Here is a 20,327-nt window from a genome sequence, read left to right as displayed (position 1 = left end):
AAAAAGAGGTTCTTTATGTCGGCTCATCGTTGCCAAGAAATTATAAGAATTTTATCTGAATATTCGTTAAAGACCGAGTTTCAGCAAGAAAGACAAATTGCAAGAGAGCTTTATTCCATAGCAACGGGTAAAGTGAATGACGATGATCCTTTCTTTGAACAGCGCATGGCTTCATTTCAAGAGTTTTTTATTTTTGAATATAGACTTTCAGAAGGATTTTCAGGTTCAACGGTGTTTGAAACATTTTTATACAATGGACAATCGTGTTTTACCCTCGATGAAATTATCAAATATGAGCAATTACGCAGTTTCCGCCACTCACTCTTCCAAGTTGAATCACATAAAGATGAATCACTAATTGTAACAGATTTACTCGCAGAAAGGACAGATACCGTCTATCCATTACCTGAGTATTCATTCGCAGGTTTTGATATAAAACAAATTTTTGAAGGCCGCCTCATTTCATTTGATAACGTAAATTATTTTACCAAAGCTTTTATTTTACACTCTAAACTTGTTAAGCATATTATTGAAAAAAATGTAAATGAATTTTTAAAAGGAACAAGTTTTTGCCAAGCAAAAAATAGAATTGATTGGCGTGAAGAACTTGGCAGAAGAAATGGTTTACTTTATTCAGTAACAGAACAAAAATTACAAATTCAAAGCGCAGAAAAAAAGAAATCAATTGACTTATTAAATGTCACAAAGAAATTAGCTGAAATGCCACGAATAATCAGTTCAAGAAATTTAGTCATGGCGTTGGGAACTCAAGAAGATATTTCACCATTTGTACCAGAAACCCCGTTCTATGATGTTTTACCACTTTTACATGGCTTAGCATATTGTGAAATAAGAAGTTTCCGCTACAAACACATTGATCCCATTAAAGTTTATGAAATGGGGACAGATAAATCACTTGACATTCCAGGCATCCCTAAAGTAACAAAACCTGCACTTGAGGATGATGTTGGAAAATATGGACTCAAGACTCTCTAAATTGAATTAAAGTAATTTCAGAATCCGCATCAAGACGAGCTGGTGGTCCCCAATAGCCCGTTCCACGACTCACATAAACCCACATTTTATTAAATAAAGTCAGACCAGGATGAAAAGGCTGAAGAAGACGAATCAACCAACTGCCAGGCCACAATTGACCTCCATGCGTGTGTCCAGATAATTGTAAATCATAATAATCAAGCTCAGCAGAAGAAAAAGCACTGTTCGGTTGATGGGCAAGAAGAATTTTTAAATCTGCATTTTTGGGAGCACCAATAATAGATTTTTTAGGATTGCTCTTTTGCATAATATCAAATCTATCTGCATTTAAGTCTGTAACTCCTCCAATAACAAGTTGAGCTCTACCAATTTTTAAGAGCCTATGTTCATTTTCTAAAAAGGTATAGCCCAGTTCTTCCATATAACGTGCCCAGCCTTTTGCATCCCAATAATATTCATGATTGCCATTTACATAAAAAAGACCTCTTTTACTTTTTATTCCACCTAAAGGAGCAACCCAGTCTGTTAACTGTGAAACAAATCCATCTACGAGATCTCCTGTGATAACAATAATATCTGCCTTTAATTCATTTATTTTTTCGACAACACTCTCTACATATTCTTTTCCAATGGTTTGCCCCACATGCAGATCGGTAATTTGCACAATTGAAAGGGATTTTAAATCGGGGTGAAGATTTTGAATAGGCACAAAAACTTGTTTAACTTGAGGAACTCTACGCGCATTGAAAAATGCTCTCCCAGTTAAACAAAAAGAAACTGCAAAGGCAATTACGAAAAAGAAGCGTCTTCTATCTTTATTAATATTTTCTTCATCAACTAGTTTTTTTAATTTTTCTATATAATTTTTTCTTTTTATTGCATAAAATATTTTTTTAACAATTAAAAAGCAGTCAACCGTAAAAAAACTCACTATCATTAAAAGCAATAAAGCCAGAAATGAATAACTTACCCATACGATAATATGAAAGTACTCAGGAATAAATTTTTGATTTCTAAATATTCTTCCTCCAAAAAATCCAGCGGCAATTGTGACAATGTAAAAAAAGATTACAAATCTAATCATATATTTATTTTTAGGTTTAAATACAATTGATAAACAGCGGACTAAATAAAAGTAAGACAAAAACAAAAAAGTAAAAATAAATACGATAAAAGCAACCATTTGCATCACAATACCTTTAATTAATTATTTTTTATAAAAATCATTTAAAATATTTTCAATTCTTCTAGGCAGTGGAAAGTCATCATCATATAATATCCAATTCTTAGTTGACGAACCCTCAAAGCTTTGTACTTTATAGCTTAAAAAATTTTCATTGGAAATCAAACTATCCCGTTTTATTTTCAAAAACTTCACAAAACTTTGTGCTAAACTTTCTTGCACAGTATCCGCAACCAAGGAAGCTCCCATCCTATCGTAATATGTTACATTAGCTGGAATCATAAATTTAAGATCAGGAACAACTTTTTTTAATTTTAAATACTCTGAACGAAAGACTACGGCTGCTTCAATTTTATTTCCTAAAAATGCAAGTTCAAGTGGATAATCAATATTGGTACTTTGCAATTTTAAATTTTGCAACCACTTTAAACTCGCCTCTGGGATAAACCATGAAGTACTTGTTATTTCTTTTCCCGTAGCAAGCAATGCAATCAATAATTGATGCTTAGGAGAATTTGACACAAAAACACGCTGACGCCAATAAGGATTTTCATCAGGATTGATTAAAAGATCCCAATTGATTTGATTTTGCTTTAAGGAAAAGGATTTTCTTTTATATGCAATTCCCATAGGATCGATCAATAAAGTAACATATGAACGACCATCTAAATTTAGCTTTGATCTTTGATCAAGAGGAAATTTGGGATTTACAATTGAAATAGAGTCATCTGTTAAAGATCTTAATAACCTCTGCAAGGAAAGCCTTTGCAAATTACGTTCATCTGCAATTATCACATCATAATTTCGCAAACCTGCTCTTAACCTTGAGTCATATTCATATCGACTGCCAATAAATTCAACTCGCACATTTGTATGTGTCTCTTCTTCAAATTGTGACACAATTTTTGGGGACAACACTCCCATTGGAGCCAAGACATTGAGAATTGGCTTAAATGCCACAGCCCAACACATATTCGTAAAAACACATAAAACAGCGATGAAATATAAACGAAACAAAATGACTTCTCCTTTCATCTGCAATTGATCTTATTGGGACATTATGGCACAAAAGCACTCTTGATGCTTGATGGAGATGAAAAAGCAACTAACAAGGATAAATTGAGAAATGGCAAAATTTAGATACATTGACGCAGATGAAAACAGCCGCGATCCTTTTGCAACACAAAGTAATGTTGCGAATGAGTTCGAAGAATTACTAAAAGATGATAAAAATATTCCAACAGCACGTAGATACCGTATGGGTGAATCCATTACTGGAAATGTTATTTCGGCAAGTCCTGAGTTTATTTTTATCGATTTAGGTGGGAAAAGCTCAGGCTCCCTTTCTACCGAAGAATACACAAGTGCTGGATTATCTGCTCCAAAAATAGGAGATAGCATTTCTGCATTTGTACGTTCTGACAACGGTTCTGAAATTCTTTTAACACGAACTTTGCGTCGCAACGAAGCAGATGATTCACTTCTAAGAAATGCATTTGAAGCACGTATTCCTGTAGAAGCAAAAGTTGAAAAGACAATCAAAGGAGGCTTTGAAGCCACTATTGGTGCAAAGCGTTGCTTTATTCCTCTCGGACAAATGGATATCGCACACTTTGACAATCCTGAAGTTTATGTAGGTAATACCTTTAAATTTTTAATATCTGAATTCAAAGGTCGCAACATTGTTTTGACACGCAAAGCAATATTACGTGAAGAAATGGACAGCAAAATTGAATCTGTTCTACAAGGACTGGCAGTCGGACAAAATCACTTTGTAACTGTCACCCGCCTCGTTGATTTTGGTGCATTTGCTTCAATTGAAGGAGTAGAGGCTCTCATTCCATTAAGCGAAATGGGCTGGAAACGCATTAAAAAAGCAAGTGAAGTTGTTAGCCTAGGCGAGCAAGTCACTGTAAAAATCATTAAAATCGAACGTACACCAAAATTAAAAATTGCTCTGAGCCTTAAAGAAGCGGGTGAAGATCCTTGGATTGCCAATGCCACTCGCCTTCATCCTGGGGAAGTTCTCCAAGGTACAGTTGTGCGTATGATTGATGGAGGCGCTTTTGTCAACGTCGCTGAAGGCGTGGACGGACTCGTTCCAATAAGCCAAATTACTTGGGAAAAAAGAATCAATCACCCTAAAGATATATTACAGGTGGGACAATCTGTTAAAGTGCACGTTATGACTGCCGACTTAGGAGCTCATCGATTGAGTCTTTCTATTAAAGGACCAATGCCTGAAGAACTTGCAAATAAGTTCAAAAGCAAGAAGCATAATGAGTCTTCATTGAGTGAAGAAGAAAGAACTCTCATGAAGCAGTGGGAAGATTATAAAGCAAATGATGCAAAAGTCTTTACACCAGCGAATAGAGAAGATACAAATATTTTTGCTGCTGCTTTCACCAAAGCAAGCAAGAAAAAGTAACAAAACCTATACAAATTCTTATAAATATGCTAGGTTTGTGCGGGTTTCATACCCGCATCATTTTTTATTATTTAACTTAGCCAAATTATTGGCTTTTCCCGTAAAATTTTAAGCTGAGCTTTCAATTTTTGCGGCCCACAGAAAGGTGTTTTGCGCATATGGCAAGTCTTCACTCCGACGTCTCTAAGAAAAAAGTAAACTACAACTCCCTCGAATGGCTTGACGAAGACGTAGATTTCTTATCTCAAGAAGAAATTCCTGATGGCTTTGCAGCTCTTTTTAAAGCTCAAGAAGAGTCACAAAGTGTAGTTAAGGAAGGCCAAGTTGTTAAAGGCCGTATCATTGAAATTAAAGATGAAAATGTTGTTATCGACATTGGTCATAAGTCTGCTGGCGAAATTCCAAAAAGCGAATTCACAGCTGAAAATACAGTTTTCTCACTTAAAGTTGGTGATGTTGTTGACGTTTTTGTTGACGTTTTCGAAGACGACGAAGGTGAACTTGTTCTTTCTAAAGACAAAGCAGACATGCTCAAAGCTTGGGATCGCATTTCTGAAGCATTTGAAAAAGATGAACTTGTTGAAGGTAAAATTGTTGGACGCGTAAAAGGTGGTCTTTCTGTCGATATCGGCGTTAAAGCATTCCTCCCAGGCTCCCAAGTTGATCTTCGCCCTGTGCGCAACCTTGAAAAACTTCTTGGTCAAGTTCTTCAGTTCAAAATCATTAAATTTAATAAAAAACGTGGAAACATCGTTCTTTCCCGTCGTGTTCTTCTTGAACAAGACCGTGAACGTATGAGAAGCGAAACTCTAAAAGGTCTTCAAGTTGGCTCATCCATGATCGGTATTGTTAAAAACATCACTGATTACGGTGCGTTCATTGACCTTGGTGGAATTGATGGACTCCTTCATATCACAGATATGTCTTGGGGACGCCTCAACAGCCCATCTGAAATCCTTAATGTTGGTGACGAAATCAATGTTAAAGTGCTCAGCTTTGACCCAGGCAGCAACCGAGTTTCTCTTGGCTTGAAACAACTTCAAAATGACCCATGGGTTTCTGTTGCTGAAAAATATGCTTCTGCACAACGCCTTCGCGGAAAAGTTGTAAGCTTAACTGACTACGGCGCATTTGTTGAACTTGAGCCAGGAGTTGAAGGTCTTATCCACGTTACTGAAATGACTTGGAACCGTCGCATCAAACATCCAAGCAAAATCGTTAACATCGGTGACGAAGTGGATGTTGTTGTTTTAGCTGTTGATCTTGAAAACCACCGCATTTCTCTTGGTATGAAACAAACTGAACCAAACCCTTGGGAAATTGTTACTCAAAAATACCAAGTTAACGACGTAATTCGCGGAAAAATCCGTAATATTACAGATTTCGGAATCTTTGTAGGCATCGAAGAAGGCGTTGATGGACTTATCCACGTTTCTGACATCAGCTACACAGAACGCATTAAGCATCCACAAGACCTTTATAAAAAAGGCGACGAAGTGGAAGCTAAAGTTCTCCAAATTGACGTTGAAAATATGCGCTTCTCCCTCGGAATCAAACAGCTTGGCGAAGATCCATATGAATTGGCTGCTAAAAAGTTTGTTCCTGGAACAAAAGGCAAAGGTAAAATCACTCGTATTGCTGAATTCGGTGCATTCGTTGAAATTGCTCCTGGCGTAGAAGGTCTTGTTCACACAAGTGAACTCGAAAATCCAAATACAGCTGTTGACACTGAAATCGACTATGTTGTTCTCAGTGTAGACTTTGCTGAACGTCGTTTTGAACTTTCTCAAAAGGCAGCAACGCGCGGTCTTGATGAAACACATAATAAGGCAATTCAAGCAGCTCTCAACAATGAAACTGCTCCACAAAACAGTTTTGCTGAAGCATTTGCTCGCGCAAAAGCAACCAAAGACAGCAACTAATAAAGTTTGCATTATAAGTTCTTTAAAGCTCTCACAGGATTGTGATATGGTCACAGGATTGTGAGAGCTTTTTTTTAAGCTTTTTATCTTAAACAAGAATAGAAAGAATGAACATGAACGATTTGCAAGTTAACAAGCGGCCTCGTATTATTTTAACTGTTTTATCAACTATTGGCGCTATTTCTATATTATTTATAATATTATTCGTTTCTTTTTTGGCATATACAATTCACTCAATTTCGGGCGGAATGAAAAATCTGTCATCAACTTTAAACAATCAAACTTCAGCAACAGGTATTAATTTTACTGTTCCTGCTAGTAACACTGAATATATTGCAGGAATTAAACTCAGTGGTGAAATCAATTCAACGCTTGCTAATGAAGTCATTGAAAAACTTGAAACAGCAAAAGATGACAAAAACGCGGTTGGCGTTCTTTTTGAAGTAAGCAGTCCAGGCGGCACAGTCGTTCCTAGCCAAGAAATGTATGATGCCATTAATGACTTTCGTGCAAAAAAGCCTGTGGTCGTTTATGTTAGAGAATTAGCTGCAAGTGGAGCTTATTACTCAAGCGCATCTGCAGATAAAATCATTGCAAATCGAGGAAGTCTAATTGGAAGTATTGGTGTTATTATAAGTAATATTGAGGCCGATAAACTCATGACTTTTTTAAAACTAAATCCTATCACCTTAAAAACAGGTGCACTCAAAGATGCTGGCTCCCCAACCCGCTCCATGAATGAAAATGACAAAAAATACCTGCAAACTCTTATCGAAAATATGCGCACACAATTTGTTGCCGATGTAAAAGCTGGCAGAAAATTGCCTGATTCAACTTTATCTTTTATGTCAGATGGAAGAGTGGTTCTTGCTAATGAAGCGTTAAAACTAAAATTAATTGACGGTATTGGCACTAAACAAACAGCTCTCGCTGAAATAGCAAATTTAGCAAAACTTAAGAAAACTCCAGAATTGTTTTACTACGAAAACATTCAGCCCTTTTCAGACCTATTCACTCAAAAATTAATTGGTGGAACGACACGGGTTTTAACAGAAACGGCAGGTAATTTATTTTTAAAATCAGAAAAACACTCTCAATTGCCAAAAACTCAACTTTAAATATAAAATCCGAGCGAACTCCCGATCGTTTGTATGATTATCATCACACAACCAACCGCTAAAATAAGAACCATTGGTGAAAGATCATAATAACCTTGTTGATTTTTCACTAAAAGTTTTGGAAATTTTCTGACAAGCATGCGACATGGAGGGGCTGTGATCGCATTGAGAAAACCCACAATAGGATTAGATGGATTTGCACCTACCAAGCTCAAAACTCCTGTAATAACTAAACATAACATATAAAAATAAAGTAAATAATAAGCAATTTTAAAAATAATTTCGATCAATAGCATATTCTCTCCTTAAGGAAGAATAAAAAAGTAACATCAAAAAAATTATAAGTATTTTCACCAATAATGAAAAACTTTCAGAGTCAAATTCTTCCCAATTTAGAATTATTCATTAAAACCGAAAAGCAATTGAGATTATAGTCAATTAAAGAATGGACTCTAAAAAGTGAAAACAGCAAGTATCGTATTACCACCCAAAACTACAGTTGTTCAAGAAGGAGACGAGACAAAAGGCATTTACGTTATCCAAGAAGGAAAAGTAGAACTTATTAAAACCGTCGAAGGGTTTGAAATCAGTCTTGGAGAAATATCCCGTGGTGATATTATTGGCATTAGCACCTTAATGAATAGAGACCGTCATGTCCTTACGGCTCGTACCATCGTTCAAACAGTTGCTCTTTTTTATTCAACCGATTCTATTATCCCTTTTTTCAACGATGCAAATCCTATAGTGAGTACTTTTATTAAAGCCGTTTGTGAACGACTTGCTTACTTAAGTGATATGGCTGTGGAAGGGAAAATGAACGAGAAAAAACTTGAAAAAAATTCAGGTACTTCTCATCAACATGCCGCTCAACTTGCACACCTACTTGCAGCCTTTGTCAGACAAGGAACCATTGAGCATGACGACAATAAAATTTACCCATTAAAATCATTTCTGATAAATGGGGAAATTATATTATTTAGAAGATTTGATTATCTAGAAAAAATATTTACAGCTTTTTCTACAAGCGGCCTGATTAAAGTTGTCTTCGATAAAAAATATGGAAACATTATTTTAAGACCAAATGTTCAATTAATAGAAGATTTCGCCATATTCTCAACAAATGTAGGAAAAAAAGGCATTGCTGCATTTGTACCAATCAAATGCCATAATTGGATGAGTGGATTGATAAGAATTCACAAGAGAAACAAAGATAATAATGGAGCTTTTCCAAAGAAAGACTTCCCAAATATGATAAGTCGAGAGCTTGGCAGACAGGATGGCGAAGAAATTATGCATAAATTAATGGGTTATAAACTCATTACTGAAAAAGGTGCGGACGAAGGAAGCAAACGAATTTTTTACAATGCCATACAATTGCAAAAAAGAATTATATTTGAAAGCATTTCTCGTGCAGTAAATGAACTCGATAGCAGCAAACCTGTAGAAAAAAAGGAAAACAGCAAACCAGCTGAGAAAAAGTAATGAGTGCGAGTTGACTGTAGAATTGAAGAAGAATCCCGATAGGAAATAAGACAAGCGAAGCATTTGGGGAGATGAAGTGGTTAGTATCGGACGACCCATGTTTCAAGTGGGTAGCAACATATTTGAACTCATTGAATTTACTGCTACAAAAACGGGTGTGCCCGGTGCTTCCGATCGCAAAACTCCTATTTTATATGGAGTGAATGTTGCTAAAGTAAGAGAAGTCATTCGCCTTCCCACAATTGTACCTTGTTTAACCAATGCGCCTGAAGTCCTAGGTGTTTTTAACCTAAGAGGACTGCCCATACCTGCTATTCATTTAGCAAAAGCATTGGGTTATGATGAAGAGCCCGTCACCCCTACAAGCCAAGTCATTGTGACTGAATTTTCAAGCCGCCGTGCAGGATTTGTTGTAGCTGGCACTCGAAGAATCCGTCGCGTCAGCTGGGATAAAGTTCTTCCTCCTTCAAGTGATGCTTTCAATACTATTACAGGAATGATGTTAATTGAAAATCAAGATTTTATTTTCATTCTCGACTTCGAGCGTATACTTTTGGACATAGAAGGACGCAGCACAGGTCAAGGAGCCTCGGGCTACAGCGCGAACGAAGGAATGATTCAACCTGGCTCATCCCATGGAGGAGGCGCAGCCGCTCCTGCACAGCAAGGTGCACCAGCAGGAAAAAGTGCTAAACCTCTTATTCTTGTCGTGGACGACTCACCAACGGCAAGACGTGCCATATGTGAAATGCTTAGAGGCATGCAACTCGATATTATAGAGTACACAAATGGGGAAAGTGCTTGGAAAGATCTGGTAAGCGCCGAAGAAGGTTCAGACTTAAGCAAAGTGCAATTGATAGTGAGCGATGTTGAAATGCCTAAACTGGACGGATATTCCCTTGTAAAACGTATTCGTAACAATGAAAAATTAAAGAAAATGCCAATTATTTTACATTCTAGTTTAACAGGGGATGTCAATCGCGATAGAGCGAAACAAGCTGGAGCTGATGCTTATGTAGGAAAGCTCAATAGAAAAGAAATCGTTGAAGCGCTAAAAGCTGCACTCCCACCAACATGGACTGGCGCAGCATGAAACCAGACACATTATCTTTTGCACCGCTACAAATAATATTTAATGAAGGTGAAGAAAGTAATGGTATTTATCTAATTCAAGAAGGTGTTGTAGAAATATTTAGAGTGAGAGAAGGCACTGAGATCAATTTAGGAACTTTAAAACAAAATGATGTATTAGGCACACTTACTGTTCTCTCAAAAGAGCCAAGAACGGCGTCGGCAAGAGCAACTGTTAAATGCACAGTGCTTTTTTTTCAAAGTGATGGACTTAAAAATTCATTTAAAGAAATTCCAGTATGGAGCCAAGCAGTAATAAAAGATGCCATTGGGCGAGTTAAACATGTCAATGAATTATTAATTGAATCTAAATTAAATGAAAAAAAATTATTACGAAATGTAGGATCTTCTCATCATCACTCTGCACAACTGGCATACTTGCTTGCTTCCTTGGTCAGAAAAGGAGCTATTTTAAACGACAGTCAAGTATCTATTTACCCTACAAAAGATTTTGTAACCTGTGCAGAATTGATTCTTATGAAAAAATATACTTATTTAGAACAAATATTTAAAGCATTTAATGAATGTGGGCTTGTAAAAGAAATTGATGATAAAAAATATGGGAAAATTTTATTTAAACCAAGCCCTGGTTTACTAGAAGAATTTGCCGTTTATTCTCTTAATATTGCGAAAAAAGGATCCATCACTTTCCTTCCCCAAAAGTTTTATCCTTGGATGAGTGCAGTTGCACGTATAAGTAAAAAAAATAACAGTCAAGAAAAATTTAAGCGATCTGATTTAGCTATATTAATTCAAACCGAACTGGGACGTGAGGACGGAGAATTTTTAGTCTCAGAACTGATACAGCACGAAGTTTTAAGTGAAAAAGATAATTTTGTTACTTTCACAACGAGCAAACTACAAAAAACTGTAGTATTCGAAAGCCTTTCACGTATTTTAAAAGATATAGTTCCATAATTTTTTTCTGCTTCAATTAACTTGAAAATTTATTATAAACTGTTTATAGTTTCTTCTCAAAATACAATTTTGAGAATATATTACACAAATTTTAAAAATTATTTTTAATAAGGAAATTCATGTATTTAAATTTTAAACCCTTACTTTTCATATCCATTATTTCTTTGTTATCAACAGGATGTCAAAAAATCATAAACAAATTAAGAACTGAAAAAATCTGTGATTCTTCCAGTGCCTTTGAAAACAATATATATGGAGGCTGCGAAATCACCGATGACATTGAACAAAAGTTTCCGGCAATAAAGACCTCAGTTTACTTAAAAACTTCATTCGAATTCGGAAATCCTAATAGTTGTTCTGGTAATTTTATTTCAGAAAATATTATTTTAACAGCGGCTCACTGTCTTGTAAAAAAAGATTATAATTATAATGAAATAGAAATAAATAAGATAGAAATATCAAATATAAATAAAATCTATAATTATTATTTTAGACCTTTAAGCACATCAGAGACATTTATTGCACACCCATACTTTAAAATTTTTTCAAAATACATTTCGGAATCAGATGAAAATGAACCACAGAAATTTGGAGTTGATGATTTTGCCGATATTGCTCTTATTTATTCTCCAGTCAGCGCAAGTGACATGAATGCTGAAGTTTTATCTTTAACTGATTATGTACTAAACGATGAAAAATTGTTTTTAGTTGGATATGGAAACACTGTAAGTAAACATGATGAAAAAACATATGCAATTAAAAAATGGGGAATTGCATATGCAACAAATGAAATAAATGAAAAGATAAATGCATACACCTTTTATGATAAAAATTATGTAAATTGGAAGATAAAAGATTTTTGGGAAACTAATGTAAAAAAATATATTTCAAAAAAGTATAATGAAAAATCTCCTGCCGAAAGTTTTTTAATAACATCTGGCTTTACAAACGAAAATGGCGTTTGCCCAGGCGACTCTGGCGGAGCTATTTTTGTTAAAAGAGATGGAAAATATGTTGGAGCAGGTATTACCCATGCAATCCTTAATGATGATTGCTCAGATAAATTAAGTATGAATATGAAAATAGGAGCATATAAAGAATGGATTTTAAGTGAAAGTAAAAAACTTTCTAAAAATTATAAAGATAACAATCAATTTAGTGATCAAGATAAAAATCAAAAAATTACATTTATTGATTAACCGAATTTACCATGCACATAGTCAAGAGACTTTTTATCTTTCGGATTTGAAAAGAAGGTTTTGGTATCGCTTGCTTCAACAATTTCGCCACCAATCATAAAGACAGTGTCATCACTGGAACGCATAGCTTGTTGCATATTATGAGTTACCATAACAATCGTAAAATCTTTTTTAAGTTCTGCGAGCAATTGTTCAATCTTTTGGGTGGAGATAGGGTCAAGAGCGGAGCACGGTTCGTCAAGTAAAAGGATATCAGGCTTTACAGCAATAGTTCTGGCAATACAAAGACGCTGCTGCTGTCCACCAGAAAGACCAAGTCCTGATGTATGCAAATGGTCTTTTACTTCGTCCCACAAAGCGGCTGCGCGCAATGCCCACTCTACCCTTTGTGCGAGTTCTTTTTTATTTAATCGTTCATGCATTTTTACTGCAAAAGAAATATTTTCAAAAATTGTCATAGGAAAAGGAGTTGGTTTTTGAAAAACCATACCTACTTTTGATCTGAGTTCAATGAGATCAACTTTTGAGTCGAGAATATTTTTTCCATTAATTAATATTGTTCCATAGGCTTTTTGTTCGGGATATAAATTGTAAATTCGATTTATCGTTCTTAATAAAGTTGATTTACCTGATCCAGAAGGGCCAATTAGAGCCGTTATTTTATTTTTCTTAAATGCAATATTAATATTTTTTAAACGATGTTTGTTACCATAATAAAAATTTACATCCTGAAGTGAAATATGAGCTGCATCTCGCAAGACCACAATATTATCGCAGTCAGAAGAATTATTTGAAAGAGCCGAACTGGATTGCCCAGAATATTCTAAATAACTTGATTTTCGAGAAAAAATACTCATGAACGATTTCCCCTAGGTTTAGTAAAATATCGAGTTAAAATATTTAAAAATAAAACTATAACTGTAATTAGAAGGGCTCCGCCCCAAGCGAGTTCTTGCCAATTTCCGTAAGGGCTCATTGCAAATTGATAAATGGTAACCGGCAAATTTGCGATAGGCTGGACGAGGCTAGTGCTCCAAAATTGATTGTTGAGAGACGTAAATAAAAGTGGAGCTGTTTCACCTGATATACGCGCGATAGCAAGTAATATTCCTGTTAGAATTCCCTGTTTAGAAGCTTTCCATGCAATATGCACGATAACGCGCCACTTTGGTAAACCAAGTGCAATTGCTGCTTCACGCAGTTCATTTGGAACGAGGTTCAACATATCTTCAGTGCTACGCGTAATAATGGGACATGCAATCATAGCAAGAGAAATGGCACCTGCAATTGCAGAATAATTACCCATAGGATGAACAAATACGGTATAAACAAATAAGCCAACAATAATTGAAGGTGCACTGAGCCAGACATCATTGACAAAGCGAATTGTTGAAGCAATTTTTTTTCCACGAACATATTCTGACAAATAAGTTGCAGCAAAAATACCGACCGGAGTTGCTACGGCTACAGCAATAACTGTTATAATAAAACTTCCAACTATAGCGTTACGCAGTCCACCGCCAACATATTCAGGGGGGGGCGTGTCTACAGTAAAGAAATTCCAACTGAGCGCAGGAAAGCCTTTCAAAATAAGTGCATAAAAAATTGAACTTAAAATAGAAATGCCAAAGAGAACAGCCAAAACACACAAGCAACTAAAAGTGTTATTTTGAAATTTTCTTATAATTTGAACTCTTTTCATATTTTAGCTCCTTCACTTTTTTTATTAATTCTTAATAGAAAAAGTCTAGCAAAGCCTAAAATAAGGCAAGATAAAACAAAAAGAATAACACCAAGTTCTAATAATGAAGCGGGATACAATCGTCCAGTGGCCTCATTAAACTCATTTGCGATGGATGCAGAAATAGTTGTTCCAGGCATAAATAAAGATGAAGTTAATTGTTTTGAGTTTCCAATTACAAAAGTAACAGCCATGGTTTCGCCTAAAGCACGTCCAAGACCAAGCATGAGGCTACCAATCATTCCTTTACGCACGTATGGGAAAATAACTTTGCGGACAACTTCAAAACGAGTAGCGCCAATGCCATAGGCAGCTTCTTTAAGAACAGGTGGGACAGATCTGAACATGTCGATGAGAGTAGAAGAAATATAAGGAATAATCATAATAGCAAGTATAAGCCCTGCTGTAAATATTCCAATTCCAAGCGGAGGACCACCGAATAAATCTTCTAAAATAGGGATATTTTCAACAGCGTCACTGATTTGTGGCTGCACATAATTGGACAAGAAGGGGGCTAAAACCAAAAGTCCCCACATTCCATAGATGATGCTTGGAATACCTGCCATAAGGTCTATGAGAGTTCTAACTGTTTTTGAAATTTTACCTTGAGAAATTTCAGAAATAAAAACTGCAATTCCAACACTTAAAGGAACACCAATAAACATCGCAATCACAGAAGTCATAAGAGTTCCGCTGATCGCACTGAGCGCTCCGAAATCACCATTAACGGGATCCCAAGAGTCACTCAAAAGGAAATGAAAACCAAAAGCATGTAAAGCAGGAGCGCTTGCAACAATAAGTGATAATAAAACACAAATTAGTAACAAAAAAGCCAGCCAAGAAAAAGCTTTTGTTAAGTTAGAGAAAACCAGATCGCCCAATTTCAATCTCCATTTACAAAAAAATACAAAAGTCAATCAGCATAGAACTTTTATTAAGTTCCTTGCTTTACCCATAAGGGTGATTTGTCTTTACTCGCTTTTATCTCTTCAGACCATTTTTTCTCAATAAATTTGTAAGTTTTTTCAGGAATAGGAATATAATCTAATGATTCTGCAGATTTTGCACCATGCTTAAAAACATAATGAAAGAACTTTAAGACATCTTTACCGGTTTCCACATTCTCTTGATTTTTATGGATAAGAATAAATGTAGAGGCTGTAATTGGCCAAGTAAATTCACCTTTTTGGTTTGCAAGGAGAACATACATGCCTGGCGTAGATTCCCAATCTGCATTTATAGCAGCCGCTTGGAATGATTTCTTAAATGCTTCACTTACTTTCTCAGGATCATCAAGATCATTTAACTCTATTTTTGGCACGACTTTTCCATCTGCATTTTTTAAGCGTGCCCAAGCGAGTTTATTTTGCAAAGCATAAGCATATTCAACATAACCAATCGAACCTGGAGCTCGTTTAACCATGGAAGTGACACCTTCATTCCCTTTGCCACCAAAACCTGTAACTCCTGATGGCCATGAAACAGCTGTGCCCGTTCCTGCTTTCCATACTCCCAAACTTGCTTTTTCAAGATAGTGAGTGAAATTGAAAGTGGTTCCCGAAGCATCTGAACGATAAACCACTGTGATGCTTTTGTTAGGAAGTTTAAGATCTGGGTTAAGATCTTGAATCTGCTTGTCATCCCATTTTTTAATTTGTCCACTGTAGATTTCAGCAATGAGTTTTGCATCTAAAACCAGCTGTCCTTTTGATATTCCCTCAATATTTGTAACAACAACAATCCCACCAATTACAGCTGGAAATTGAAATAAACTCTTTGAATTGAGTTCCTCATTTTTAAGAGGCATATCAGAAGCACCAAAAGCGACAATATTTCCTTCGATCTGTTTAAGCCCAGCACCTGATCCAGTTGATTGATAATTGATTTTAATTTTTGTTTCTTTGTTATAATCGGAAGACCATTTATAAAGAACGGGAGCAATAAAAGTTGATCCAGCTCCAGTGATAAGATTAGAAGCATTGGCAACAAATCCACTCGTAAGAGCAAGTGAAACTGCAATTAAACGAGTCACATTCAAAAAAATAGGTCGCATAGAGACTTCACCTCATAACAAAATTACTGAGCTTGTAAGAACTATTGATAACAAGCTCCTTACCTTTTAAGAGATAGTATAAATTTATCGGAATTTATATTTATTTGTTGTTAAAAGAATTTGGCTATAATGTGGCAATTATGCATTAATGATACAAAAAAGACACATAATTGTCACACAAAAAGTCTGAATTTTCAGCAAAAAACCAAAGATTGTCAAAACTAAAATTTTTGTTATATTTAGATTGCTTTTTTCTATTTTTCTTTTTTCACTTTATCTTTAAAAGGAAGTAAAGCTTTGGAACAAAAAAACCTTTTTTGTATGTGGTCTGGCGGTCATGATAGCTGCTTAGCACTCTATGATGCACAAAAATCAAATCAGATTAAATGTATTATTACGCCTATCATGGAAACAAATACAGGCCATCGAACACATTCTCTTTCTCCACATATATTGCGTGCCCAAGCAGATCTTCTCAATATTCCATTGCTCATATTTAATACATCTTTACAAGAATTTGAAAAAAACTATGAATTGACTCTCGCATCGCTTAAAAAGCATAAAATTGATGGTGGTTTCTTTAACGAAATAACAAATGAAGAGCGCAAAAACTTAGCAGAATCAATTTGTGAAAGACAAAAATTATCAAACCATTTTCCATTGTGGCAAAAGAATAAAGAAGCCGCACTTTCAGATTTTCTTGAAAATGGTTTCAAAGCAAAAATCATTGCAGTAAACGAAAAATGCTTAACAAGAGAGTTTCTTGGGAAAAATTTAGATAAGGAGATTATTGAAGAATTTAGAAACAGAAAAATAGACATTTGGGGAGAAAATGGAGAATATCAAACCATTATCCACGAAGCCCCTTTCTTTAAAGATAGACTTATATTAAAAGATGGTGATATTAATTTACGAAATGGATATTGGACACTTGACATTTCAATATTAAATGTAAGTTAACATGTAATGATATAAATCATTACATTATCTTTAACAGCTGTCTTTTGATGCATATATATAATGGAGAAAATATGACAAACCTGCAAAGTAACATTCAAGGTCCACATTGGGATAACTCCTCTGAATATCCTTCATTAAATAGCATTGAATATAAAAATGATTTAAAATCAGTGCAACAAGCTATCTTGCAAATTCAAGAATTAACAAAAGTCATTTCAAAAAATATAAAAGAAATTGAAAATTTATCAAATGAAACAGCTAAAGAAATTGTAAAAAACGGGCAAGAAATATTTACAATTCGCGAAAATGCAAATGTGGTGGCATCAAATCTTTATGTCTATACAAATTGCATTGTATCAGTTGATGGCAAAAACGAAATAGCCAAACAAATGATTACAAAATGTCAAGAATTACATGCGCAATTAGAACAAGCGTATAAACCCTTATCACTCTTTCTTACCCTAGCTCCAGAGAAAATTCTTCATGATTATTTGAATCACGAAAAAACAAAAACACAAAAATTTCAAATTGAACATGAAAGAAAATTAAAGGACTTTCTTTTAAGCCTTGATGAAGAAACACTGATAACGTCACTTGCAATTGATGGCCACACAGCATGGGATAATTTATATAGCAATATTTCATCACAAATTGAATGTGAAGTTCATATGCCTAACGGAACAGAAAAAATGGGGATTGCAAAAGCAAATGCTCTTTTACAAGATGCAAGTCCTGCCATAAGAAAAGCCGCTTATATAGCAATTCAAAATGGGTGGGAAAAAAACACTGAAGTCTGTGCACAAGCTCTCAATGCCCTAGCAGGGTGGCGACACACAATTAATAAAAGAAGATCCACAAAAACAAACAAACATTTTTTAATTAATCCACTACATGAAAATAGAATGTCACAGGAAACTCTTGATTCTTTATTTTCAGTTATTCAAGAAGGTAAACAAATCGGCCAAAAAGCTTTGCACTTAAAAGCAAAAGCAAGTGGAATTGAACAACTTCACCCTTCTGACCTCTTTGCACCAGCACCTCATTTAGGCAGTAAAGAAACACAATCAAAATATACTTTTGCAGAAGGTATGAAAATTATAGTTGATGCCTTTGCTGAAGTCGATCCAAAAATGGCTGAATTTGCTGAAATGATGCAAAAAAACAAATGGATTGAAGGCAGGCTGGGCGACTATAAAAGACCGGGTGCTTATTGCACAAGCTTTGAAAAGTCGAGATCTCCGCGCGTCTACATGACATTTATGGGAGGTCTAGGAGATGTTTCCACCCTTGCCCATGAATTAGGGCATGCATTTCATCACTGGGTAATGCGTGATTTACCTCATATTCAAACAAACTATCCCATGAATTTAGCTGAAACTGCGAGCATTTTTGCCGAAACAGTTGTTGGCAATGCCCTCATGAACAAAGCAAAATGTAAAGAAGAACAATTTCCAATTGCCTTTAACAATGCAGAGAATGCTGCAACTTTCTTATTAAATATCCCTGCTCGTTTTACTTTTGAAAAAGAATTCTATGAAATGCGTTTAAAAGAAAATTTGAGTGTACAAGATTTCAAAAATTTAATGGAACGCTCATGGAAGCGGTATTACGGCGATACACTTTCCGAGATGAATACTCTTTTCTGGGCAAGTAAATTGCATTTTTATATCTCAGACTTGAGCTTTTATAATTTCCCATATACTTTTGGCTATTTATTCAGTCTAGGAGTCTACGCTCAAAAAGAAAAACTTGGAAAAGATTTTTACAATAAATATGTTAATTTATTAAGAGACACAGGAAATATGACCGCAGAAGACCTTATAAAAACACATTTGAATGTTGATATTCGAAAACCAGATTTTTGGCAAAGCAGTTTAAAAATAATTGAAAAGCAAATTGAGCATTTTGAAGGTCTAGTAAATTACACTATTAAAAAATAGAGTCACTCCAAAAACTTAGCTTTTCATATATTTAAAATTTTAAGGTAAAAATTTATTATTAATATATGTATCTACCTTTGGTACATCTTTTATAAGACCGACATCTTTCATCCATGTTGCATAAAGATTAAATTTTTTCTCATCTTGTATACCCCATTGAGAAGCATTTCCCTTATATAAATTTGCTAAAAATTCGGTGGATTTTTTAACTAAAAGTTTATCTAATTCAGGTACAGATTGTAATATATTATCAGCAGCTTCACTTGGGTTTTCAATTGTAAAATTAAATCCTTCAGAAGTCGCTTTTAAAAATGCTTTTACGAGCTCAGGGTTCTCTTTTAACATTTTCTCGCTCGTAATAATCAACGGAGACGGTTTATCAAACACGGGAAATTGATCAGCAGGACAGTATGTTTCGATTTCTATATTTTTTAACTGCGCGGCAAGGATATTCCACCCCAAATACTCCCATGTAAAATCAACATTTTTAAGAGTTGCTTGAAGAAAATCTTGTGAACCCGTCGTAAGCATTTGGACTTTCGAAAAATCAGCACCATTGTTTTCCATAATATATTTTAAGGTCGCATTTTCTTCGGGCCCTCCCCAACCTCCATATCTTCTTCCTTCAAAACCTTTTATGTCTGAAATATTTGCAGATTTCCTCCAAACAAAACATGAAGTGCTTGCCTGAATGATCGCAGCAATTGAAACAATGGGAACCCCCATATTTCGAGCATAAATAATATCATTTGCATAGCTGATACCAAAGTCAGCGTTGCCTGTTCCAACTAAAGTTGTTGTTGTTGTTTGGCTGGGATTTAAAATCTTTAATTCAATACCTATTTTTTCATAAAATCCCTTAATTTTAGCCACATAAAAGCCAGCATGATTTGTATTTGGCTTCCAATCCAATAGCAAAGTAACAGACTTCCTATCTTTTATTATACTTTTATCTTTATTATTTATAAAAATTGCAGTTGCAGCAATTAAGAGTGCTATTAACCCAATAAGTATAAATACAATTTTCTTTAACATTGAGCCTCCACTTCCTATTTCAAAATCATCTCCTTTTAAAATTGATTAAAATATAAGTCAATCTAATGAAAAGAAACCATTTCGTAATAGATTCAAACGAACAAAAACCGCTCTTTATTTAAGCTTTATTAAATTTAATAAGCGACGTTAGATATTGCCATTTTTTTGACCATTTGCTTTCACCTCCAATGAAGGCATTAAGACAAATATGCTATAAATTA

The 20,327-nt window shown here is 35.0% G+C and carries 18 protein-coding genes; 10 read left to right on the top strand and 8 right to left on the bottom strand.

The window, feature by feature from the left end:
* Nucleotides 1-15 precede the first annotated feature (15 nt).
* Nucleotides 16-996 (top strand): DUF7986 domain-containing protein, encoded by a 981-nt coding sequence (locus GCL57_RS01790; protein WP_152211544.1) that lies wholly within the window; start codon nucleotides 16-18, stop codon nucleotides 994-996.
* Here the strand turns inward: GCL57_RS01790 and GCL57_RS01785 are convergent.
* Both GCL57_RS01785 and GCL57_RS01780 read right to left on the bottom strand, forming a co-directional pair.
* The gene (locus GCL57_RS01785) at nucleotides 983-2,185 is read right to left on the bottom strand and encodes a metallophosphoesterase (protein ID WP_152211543.1); all 1,203 of its coding nucleotides are present in this window, start codon (nucleotides 2,183-2,185) and stop codon (nucleotides 983-985) included. The genes GCL57_RS01790 and GCL57_RS01785 overlap by 14 nt on opposite strands.
* A gap of 18 nt (nucleotides 2,186-2,203) precedes the next feature.
* On the bottom strand, nucleotides 2,204-3,196 hold the full coding sequence (locus GCL57_RS01780) for a type 2 periplasmic-binding domain-containing protein (protein ID WP_161597547.1): 993 nt from the start codon (nucleotides 3,194-3,196) through the stop codon (nucleotides 2,204-2,206).
* A 109-nt stretch (nucleotides 3,197-3,305) separates the two neighbouring features.
* On the opposite strand from GCL57_RS01780, the gene GCL57_RS01775 reads away from it, so the two are divergent.
* From GCL57_RS01775 to sppA, 3 genes are all read left to right on the top strand, one after another.
* A complete protein-coding gene (locus GCL57_RS01775) occupies nucleotides 3,306-4,607 on the top strand; it encodes a 30S ribosomal protein S1 (RefSeq protein ID WP_152211541.1) in 1,302 nt (433 codons plus the stop codon).
* A 158-nt stretch (nucleotides 4,608-4,765) separates the two neighbouring features.
* Complete coding sequence (locus tag GCL57_RS01770; RefSeq protein WP_152211540.1) at nucleotides 4,766-6,529, top strand: 30S ribosomal protein S1; 1,764 nt, start codon at nucleotides 4,766-4,768, stop codon at nucleotides 6,527-6,529.
* 113 nt (nucleotides 6,530-6,642) lie between these two features.
* Entirely contained in the window at nucleotides 6,643-7,647 is a 1,005-nt protein-coding gene (gene sppA / locus GCL57_RS01765; protein ID WP_161597546.1) for a signal peptide peptidase SppA, read from the top strand.
* Here sppA and GCL57_RS01760 read toward each other — a convergent pair.
* A complete protein-coding gene (locus GCL57_RS01760; RefSeq protein ID WP_152211538.1) occupies nucleotides 7,644-7,943 on the bottom strand; it encodes a YggT family protein in 300 nt (99 codons plus the stop codon). The genes sppA and GCL57_RS01760 overlap by 4 nt on opposite strands.
* Before the next feature lie 163 nt (nucleotides 7,944-8,106).
* On the opposite strand from GCL57_RS01760, the gene GCL57_RS01755 reads away from it, so the two are divergent.
* The 4 genes from GCL57_RS01755 (at nucleotide 8,107) to GCL57_RS01740 (ending at nucleotide 12,377) form a co-directional block, all read left to right on the top strand.
* Nucleotides 8,107-9,129 (top strand): cyclic nucleotide-binding domain-containing protein, encoded by a 1,023-nt coding sequence (locus GCL57_RS01755; protein ID WP_152211537.1) that lies wholly within the window; start codon nucleotides 8,107-8,109, stop codon nucleotides 9,127-9,129.
* Nucleotides 9,130-9,205: 76 nt separating this feature from the next.
* On the top strand, nucleotides 9,206-10,222 hold the full coding sequence (locus tag GCL57_RS01750; protein ID WP_152211536.1) for a chemotaxis protein: 1,017 nt from the start codon (nucleotides 9,206-9,208) through the stop codon (nucleotides 10,220-10,222).
* Entirely contained in the window at nucleotides 10,219-11,178 is a 960-nt protein-coding gene (locus GCL57_RS01745) for a Crp/Fnr family transcriptional regulator (RefSeq protein WP_161597545.1), read from the top strand. Before GCL57_RS01750 ends, GCL57_RS01745 begins: the two co-directional genes overlap by 4 nt.
* Before the next feature lie 119 nt (nucleotides 11,179-11,297).
* Complete coding sequence (locus GCL57_RS01740) at nucleotides 11,298-12,377, top strand: trypsin-like serine protease (RefSeq protein ID WP_152211534.1); 1,080 nt, start codon at nucleotides 11,298-11,300, stop codon at nucleotides 12,375-12,377.
* On the opposite strand, the gene pstB is transcribed toward GCL57_RS01740, so the two are convergent.
* The 4 genes from pstB to pstS are packed head-to-tail and all read right to left on the bottom strand — an operon-like array spanning nucleotide 12,374 to nucleotide 16,162.
* Entirely contained in the window at nucleotides 12,374-13,234 is an 861-nt protein-coding gene (gene pstB / locus GCL57_RS01735) for a phosphate ABC transporter ATP-binding protein PstB (protein ID WP_152211533.1), read from the bottom strand. The genes GCL57_RS01740 and pstB overlap by 4 nt on opposite strands.
* Complete coding sequence (gene pstA / locus GCL57_RS01730) at nucleotides 13,231-14,079, bottom strand: phosphate ABC transporter permease PstA (RefSeq protein ID WP_152211532.1); 849 nt, start codon at nucleotides 14,077-14,079, stop codon at nucleotides 13,231-13,233. The genes pstB and pstA overlap by 4 nt, the downstream gene beginning before the upstream one ends.
* Nucleotides 14,076-14,999, bottom strand: coding sequence for a phosphate ABC transporter permease subunit PstC (gene pstC / locus GCL57_RS01725; protein ID WP_211363201.1), 924 nt, complete (start codon nucleotides 14,997-14,999; stop codon nucleotides 14,076-14,078). The genes pstA and pstC overlap by 4 nt, the downstream gene beginning before the upstream one ends.
* Before the next feature lie 53 nt (nucleotides 15,000-15,052).
* Complete coding sequence (gene pstS / locus GCL57_RS01720; protein ID WP_152211897.1) at nucleotides 15,053-16,162, bottom strand: phosphate ABC transporter substrate-binding protein PstS; 1,110 nt, start codon at nucleotides 16,160-16,162, stop codon at nucleotides 15,053-15,055.
* 306 nt (nucleotides 16,163-16,468) lie between these two features.
* On the opposite strand from pstS, the gene GCL57_RS01715 reads away from it, so the two are divergent.
* Nucleotides 16,469-17,131 carry a Dph6-related ATP pyrophosphatase gene (locus tag GCL57_RS01715; protein ID WP_152211530.1) on the top strand — a complete coding sequence of 221 codons (663 nt, stop codon included), beginning with the start codon at nucleotides 16,469-16,471 and terminating at the stop codon, nucleotides 17,129-17,131.
* A gap of 71 nt (nucleotides 17,132-17,202) precedes the next feature.
* Entirely contained in the window at nucleotides 17,203-19,071 is a 1,869-nt protein-coding gene (locus GCL57_RS01710) for a M3 family oligoendopeptidase (protein WP_161597544.1), read from the top strand.
* 39 nt (nucleotides 19,072-19,110) lie between these two features.
* Here the strand turns inward: GCL57_RS01710 and GCL57_RS01705 are convergent, their stop codons facing one another.
* Nucleotides 19,111-20,106 (bottom strand): ABC transporter substrate-binding protein, encoded by a 996-nt coding sequence (locus GCL57_RS01705; protein ID WP_152211528.1) that lies wholly within the window; start codon nucleotides 20,104-20,106, stop codon nucleotides 19,111-19,113.
* Nucleotides 20,107-20,327 lie beyond the last annotated feature (221 nt).

It is taken from the genome of Fluviispira multicolorata (assembly GCF_009208585.1).
Lineage (GTDB): Bacteria > Bdellovibrionota_B > Oligoflexia > Silvanigrellales > Silvanigrellaceae > Silvanigrella > Silvanigrella multicolorata.
Note: the sequence above shows the minus strand (reverse complement) of the source record. Positions and strands in the feature narration are given on the sequence as shown.